3 protein-coding genes are annotated in these 6,732 nt (G+C 67.2%); all 3 read right to left on the reverse strand.

The window, feature by feature from the left end:
• Window positions 1–47 precede the first annotated feature (47 nt).
• The 3 genes from ACFWF1_RS42895 to ACFWF1_RS42905 all read right to left on the reverse strand — a co-directional run bounded on the left by ACFWF1_RS42895 (window position 48) and on the right by ACFWF1_RS42905 (window position 6,491).
• A complete protein-coding gene (locus ACFWF1_RS42895) occupies window positions 48–980 on the reverse strand; it encodes an ATP-binding protein (protein WP_379291385.1) in 933 nt (310 codons plus the stop codon).
• A gap of 1,202 nt (window positions 981–2,182) precedes the next feature.
• Window positions 2,183–2,884, reverse strand: coding sequence for a response regulator (locus ACFWF1_RS42900; RefSeq protein ID WP_379291268.1), 702 nt, complete (start codon window positions 2,882–2,884; stop codon window positions 2,183–2,185).
• 1,588 nt (window positions 2,885–4,472) lie between these two features.
• The gene (locus tag ACFWF1_RS42905) at window positions 4,473–6,491 is read right to left on the reverse strand and encodes a heavy metal translocating P-type ATPase (RefSeq protein ID WP_379291266.1); all 2,019 of its coding nucleotides are present in this window, start codon (window positions 6,489–6,491) and stop codon (window positions 4,473–4,475) included.
• Window positions 6,492–6,732 lie beyond the last annotated feature (241 nt).

The raw sequence follows: 6,732 nt of genomic DNA on the forward strand, positions 1-6,732 counted from the left end.
TCGCCCCGGGACCTCGTGCGGTCCAGGTGGAATGGGTATGGCTTGGGTCAGTGGCCGGGTAGCACCACGCGGATGCGGGAGCCGGGGTCGGCGACGGCGATGGTGCCGCCGTGCAGATCGACGATCCAGCGGGAGATGGCGAGGCCGAGGCCGGTGCCGCCGCCTGCGGTGCGGCCGCCGCGGGTGAATCGGTCGAAGACGCGGGCGCGTTCGGCCGGTGGGATGCCTGGCCCGTCGTCGGACACCTCGATCACCAGCTTGCCTGTGTGTCTGCGCACGGCGACCCGGACCTCGCCGCCGGCCGGGCCGTGGCGTGCCGCGTTGTCGAGCAGGTTGAGCAGCACTTGATGCAAACGTGCACGGTCGGCGAAAACGCTTAGGTTGCTTGGTTGTACGTCAGTGGTGAATCGCACACCCCGGCCCAGTGCCGCTGCGGCGACATCCGCCTCGGCGACCACTTCGGCCAACAACGGTGCGACATCGAGGCTTTCACGGTCGAGCGGGAAGGCACCCGCCTCGATGCTGGACAGGTCGAGCAGTTCGGAGACGAGCAGGCTCAACCGCTCGGTCTGGGCGAGCGCGGTACGCAACGTCTTCGGATCCGGCTCGGACACCCCGTCAACGAGGTTCTCCAGCACCGCGTTCAATGCGGTGATAGGCGTGCGCAGCTCGTGCGACACATTCGCGATCAGGTCACGCCGCTGCTGGTCGGCCGCCGCGAGATCCGCGGCCATCTGATTGAACGCCTCGGCCAACTGCCCGACCTCGTCCCGCGAAGTCGCCCGCACCCGCCGCGTGTAGTCCCCGTGCGCCATCCGCTTGGCCGCCGCCGTCATCTCACGCAGCGGCCTGGTAATCCCGTGCGCCAAGAACTGCGAGGTCACCAAGGCGATCCCCACCGCAGTCAACGTGGTCTTCGGCGGCAACCACCCGATCTTGATCCGAAAGAACCCGAACGCAATCCCCCCGGCACACAACATCAGAATCGCCAGCTTCACCTTGATCGACCGCACCGGATCCAACGGACGAGGCAGAATCTCCGCCACCTTGTCCGACAGCGCCCGCAACCGCTCGAGGATCGCAGGAAACCCAGTGGGGCCCTTGTCACGAGCCTGGTTGACCACGCCATCAGCGGTCGAACGCTCGGCGGTCGAACGCTCGGCGGTCGAACGCTCGGCGGTCGAACGCTCGGCGGTCGATCGCTCGTGAACTGCGGTCGATCGCTCGTGAACTGCAGCCCGGCGATCACCAGTTGAGCCTGACACCGACGCCACAACAACGCCGTTGTCCTGTACAGCCGTTACTTCCAGTGCAGCGGTCGCACTGCTCGCGACGCTCTTGCTAGTCGCCTGCTCGCCTCGGGCGGCGACCCTGCCAGGCAGGCCGGCCCGTTCGCCGGACGCGGCACTCGCACGCGAGGTGACCGCCCTGTTCGAAACAGCGCTCTCACTCCGCGCGGCACTCCCACTGAGCACGATTCTCTCGCGCGGCTCCGTCAACTCGCCGCGCGCAGCACTCTCACTCGCCAGGGCCTGCTCGCCTGCCGCGGCCCTCCCGGCCCGTTCGCTAGGTGCGACACTCTCATTCGAGGTGGCCACCTTGCCCGGGACAACTCTCTCGCCCCTCGCGATACTCCCACTGGGCACGATTCTCTCGCGCGGCTCGGCCGACTCGCCGCGCGCGACACTCTCATTCGACACGGCCTTCTCGCCCTGGGTGGCACTCCCGTTCCGTGCGGCCCTACCGCCAGGCGTATCCGGCTCGCCGGACACGGCACCCTCGCCCGGCACGGCGTTCCCATCCGACACGACGCTCTCATCCGGCACGACACTCTCGCCCGACACCACGTTCTCGCCCAGCACGACATTCTCGCCCAGCACGACGCTCTCGCCCGACACCGCGTTCTCGCCCGACACCGCGTTGTCGCCCGACACCGCGCTCTCATCCGGCACGACGTTCTCGCCCAGCACGACGTTCTCGCCCAGCACGACGTTCTCGCCCGACACCGCGCTCTCGCCCGACACCGCGCTCTCATCCGACACCGCGCTCTCATCCGACACGACGTTCTCGCCCGACACCGCGCTCTCGCCCGACACCACGCTCTCATCCGGCACGACGCTCTCATCCGGCACGACGCTCTCATCCGGCACGACGTTCTCATCCGGCACCGCACGGTCGGCGCTCATCGCGCCTCCAGTGCGTAGCCGACACCATGCACGGTGCGGATCAGGTCGGCGCCCAGTTTGCGGCGCAGTGCTTTGACGTGGCTGTCGACGGCTCGGGTGCCTGCGGCGTCGGCCCAGTCCCAGACTTCTTCGAGGAGGCGTTCGCGGGCGAGGACGACGCGAGGGCGGCGGGCGAGGCGGGCGAGTAGGTCGAATTCGAGGGGGGTCAGTTGGGCTTCGACGTCGGCGCGCCAGACGCGGCGTTGGTCGACGTCGATGCGGAGGTCGCCGACGATGATGGTGTCGCCGTCGCGGTCGGCGGCGCGGTCCATGCGACGTAGCAGGGCGTGCACGCGGGCGGTGAGGACGCGCAGGGAAAACGGTTTGGTCAGGTAGTCGTCGGCGCCTACGCCGAGTCCGACGAGTTGGTCGGTCTCGTCGGTGCGCGCGGTGAGCATCAGGACCGGCACCGAACGTTCAGCTTGGATCCGCCGACAAACCTCGAGCCCATCGAAACCTGGCAACATCACGTCCAGGACCACCAGATCAGGCGTGAGCGCCGACGCCGCGGCCACCGCGCTCGGACCGTCGTGCGCCAGATCCACGGCGAACCCTTCGGCCCGCAACCGCGCCGCCACCGACTCCGCAATGGTCACTTCGTCATCGACCACCAGAATCCGCCGCGCCAGCTGTCCCCCAGCCGCTCCGCTCTGTTCCATGCCCGGAACCCTAGCCACCCCCTGTGGAGAGGTCCGGCACCAAATGTGGAGATTCCGTGTCGAGGGGCCCCGACCCCGCCCTGTCGCCCGATCGCGCCGACTCCGCACCAGCACCCGAGACTCACCGGTCGGCAGCTCGAACCGCGCCGAAGTTCTCGAGGGCGGATGCCTCCTCCCCACACCGATAATCGGGATCACGGTAGATCGCGAGCGAACCCGCGCTCGTGCCCGACAGCATCCACCGATCGCGCGCCCGCACCCGAAAGCATTGCGCGGTGCCCCAATGAGACATGCGGCTAGCTTATGGCGATCGAAATACCCTGTTGGACAAGCGATCACGGGGAACTGAGGTCGCTGGCCTCTCGACCGATGCCAGTACCAGTTCCTCCTGACCGGCTGTCCAACAGAGACACCGAGCAGAATTTGCACCCCTTCTCGGGACCTGCACTGACTATAGGGCCCTATTCCGAGTGCAGATCCCGAGACAGAGTGCAGATTTGGCGCTACAGCCTGGGACCCGCGACCGCTGGCGCTGATCGACGGCCACTCCGCGATCAGCAGCGATGCTCTGCGCTCGCGGTCGGTGTAGCGCACGTAACTGAAGTCGACGCCCCCGCTCGGATATGACGAAGGGCGCGGTCGCCATCGAAATCACCCTGGCCCCTGTGACGATCCGCCACGCCGGAACACCTACCCCCTTTGCATCCGCTGCACTCCCCGCACCCCACCGCACACCATGCGTCTCACGACCATCCTGACAGCGGGCGGAGGGTGTGCACCTCACACAACCGGTGTGCTGCCGCCAATTCGCCGAGCTGACGGCAGAATCCGAGCACTCACTCGGAACCCACACCGACTCTCGGGCCCAATTCCGAGCGCAGATCCCGACACAGGGTGCAGACCCCGAGGAAGGGTGCAGATCCCGAGCAAACCCGCCACCGGCGGCGCCGATCGTCGCCTCCGTGGCCCCGCCCACGCCGACCTACAGAACGTGCATACCCTTCACAACGACTAGACACCCTGTGAGGGGTATGCACCCTCTGTGAAACCCGCTCCACACCAACAGGTTCACCACGGCGAAGCTCTCCGGCCGCAACTGGGTGAGGGGCTGACACAGCGGGAGCGCGACGGTAGCTTCACCACTCCGGAACCCGAGATTCGCCGATTATCGAGCTCTCGAAACGCCACCACAGCCAGATGACCACCTCCAGAACGCGACATCGCGCACCTGACGCACACCTAAAGTCGGGTACGGCACACGACGCGCCCAGCACTACTCACAAGAAAACCTGGGATCGGTCTTCAGCTCAATGAACAGCTCGTCGCTTGGAGTCCTAAGTGGCACTTGCACGGATAGGTGCACCTTTCCGGGAGGCTTAGCTTTACAACAACTCGGTTCTCATCGACGTTGCATCGCCCCCTTGAACCCAAGTCGACCGATGCCAGCACCAACTCCCAGTGATCGTCTGACCATCAGCCCAGTCAGTCGCGGGGTGGGATCGACGCCCTGCTCGGTGGGCACCCGAAGCAAAACGGCATCGAATGCTTACCCGCACTCCACGCAAGCCGGGTCCAGTGGGCAACGCGCTCAGATAGCGGGGCGGGGCTCGTGCTCGATACCTTCGTGCTCGGCTCCGCGACGGAATCGCAACAGACGCAGGGCGTTTGCGACGACCAGGAGGGTGGAGCCCTCGTGGATGAAGACGGCGGGACCGATCGGGAGCCCGATCAGGGTGGCCGGGACCAGGGCCGCGACGATCAGCAGGGAGAAGGTCAGGTTCTGGCGGATGATGCGGGCGGTGCGGCGGCTCAGGTCCACCGCGAACGGGAGGCGGCCGATGTCGTCGACCATGAGCGCGATGTCGGCGGTTTCCAGGGCGACGGCGGAACCGCTTGCGCCCATGGCGATGCCGACCGAGGCGTTGACCATGGCGGGCGCGTCGTTGACGCCGTCGCCGACCATGGCGGTGCCGGTGCGGCCGCCGAGTTTGCCGATCATGGTGACCTTGTCCTCGGGCAGCAGGCCGCCGTGCGCGGCGTTCAGGCCCATATCGGCGGCGACGGCGTCGGCGACGCGCTGGTTGTCGCCGGAGATGAGGACGATGTCGTCGATGCCCAGTGCGCGCAGCCGGGCGACGACCGGTGCCGCCTCGGCACGCGGGATGTCCATCACGCCGACGACGCCCAGGTAGACGCCCGCGTGCCGGACGATCATCGTGGTGCGGCCGCGCTCATGTAGCTCGTCGACGATCCGGATGATGTCGGTGGGGACCCCCTCGGGATCGAGTTCGTAGAACATAGTGCGGTTGCCGACCTCGGTGGTGCGACCGTCGACCAGGGCGGTCACGCCACGACCGGTCACCGAGTTCACGGATGTCGCAGTCCGTTCGGCGCCCGTGGGCACCAGTTGCGCGAGGTCACGAGTGATCGCACCGGCCAGCGGATGGTCACTGTAGGACTCGACGGCGAACAGGGTGGCGATCAGTTCGTCGCGCAGTTCCGGCCGGGCCGCGACGATATCGGTGACCTTCGGCTGTCCCCAGGTAAGCGTGCCGGTCTTGTCGAATGCCATCGACCGCACGCGGCCGAGCGTCTCCAGCGGTCCACCGCCCTTGGCGAGAACCCCGGCCTGCGCGGCCCGCGCGATCCCGGCCAGTACCGCGCTCGGCGTGGCGATCGCCAGCGCACACGGGCTCGCGGCCACCAGCACCACCATGGCGCGATAGAAGCTGTCGGCGAACGGTTCCGACGCGGCGAACATGCCGAACGCAAGAACGCCGAGCACTCCAGCGAGCACGACCGGCACATAGAACAGTTGAAAGCGGTCGATGAATCGCTGGGTGGGCGACTTCTGGGTATCTGCCTCGCGCACCATCGTGATGACCCGCGCCAGCATGCTGTCCGCAGCCCGACTGGTCACCAGCACATCCATCGCACCGGAGCCGTTCATCGTGCCTGCGAACACCCGATGCGATTCAGGCACGGCTGTACTACTCGCCAACGCGGCGGCCGCGTCGGCGATCGGCGCCTTCTCCACCGGAATACTCTCACCCGTCACCGACGACTCGTCGACGCTACTCACACCGTCGACCACCATCCCATCCGCGGCAAGCCGGGAATTCGGCAGCACGACAACCACATCCCCGATCGCGAGCGCGCCGACCGCCACCTCGCGCACCGCACCGTCGGGTCCACGCACCAACGCGGTCTCCGGCGCCAGCTCGGCCAACGCCTCGATCGACCGCTGCGCCCGCCCCATCGCATACTCCTCGAGCGCATGCCCAAGACTGAACAGGAACAACAGCACCGACCCCTCGGCCCACTTACCGACCATCGCCGCGCCCACCGCCGCGACCAGCATCAGGAAGTCGACCTCGAATCGACCCCGGCGCACGGTGGCGATCGCGGTGCGGATGGTGAAATAGCCGCCGAAGAAGTAGGTCGCCGCGAACAACGCGATCGCCACCCACTCCGGCGCGGACACCAGGTACTTCGCCGTCATGCCGCCCGCGTAGGTGACGCCGGAGGTGATCGCGAAGATCAGCTCCGACCGCTCGCCCAGCAACGCGCCCCCATGCCCGTGCTCGCCTCGTCCGTCAGTAGTCATACCCACATAATATGCATAGATTGCGATGTATGCATAGTTCTGGTTTCATCGGCACTCCTCGTCGCGGTGCTCGATCTGATCCCGCTGGTCGGCTCGACGTCGACCGGCGGGATCATCGCGCTCGTCGCGATCGTCGCGGTGGTCGCGGTCGTCGCGGTGGTCGCGGTGGTCACGGTGGTCACGGTGGTCGCGGTCGTCGCGGTCGTCGCGGTCGTCGCGGTCGTCGCGGTCGTCGCGGTCG

It is taken from the genome of Nocardia sp. NPDC060255 (assembly GCF_042727395.1).
GTDB lineage: Bacteria > Actinomycetota > Actinomycetes > Mycobacteriales > Mycobacteriaceae > Nocardia.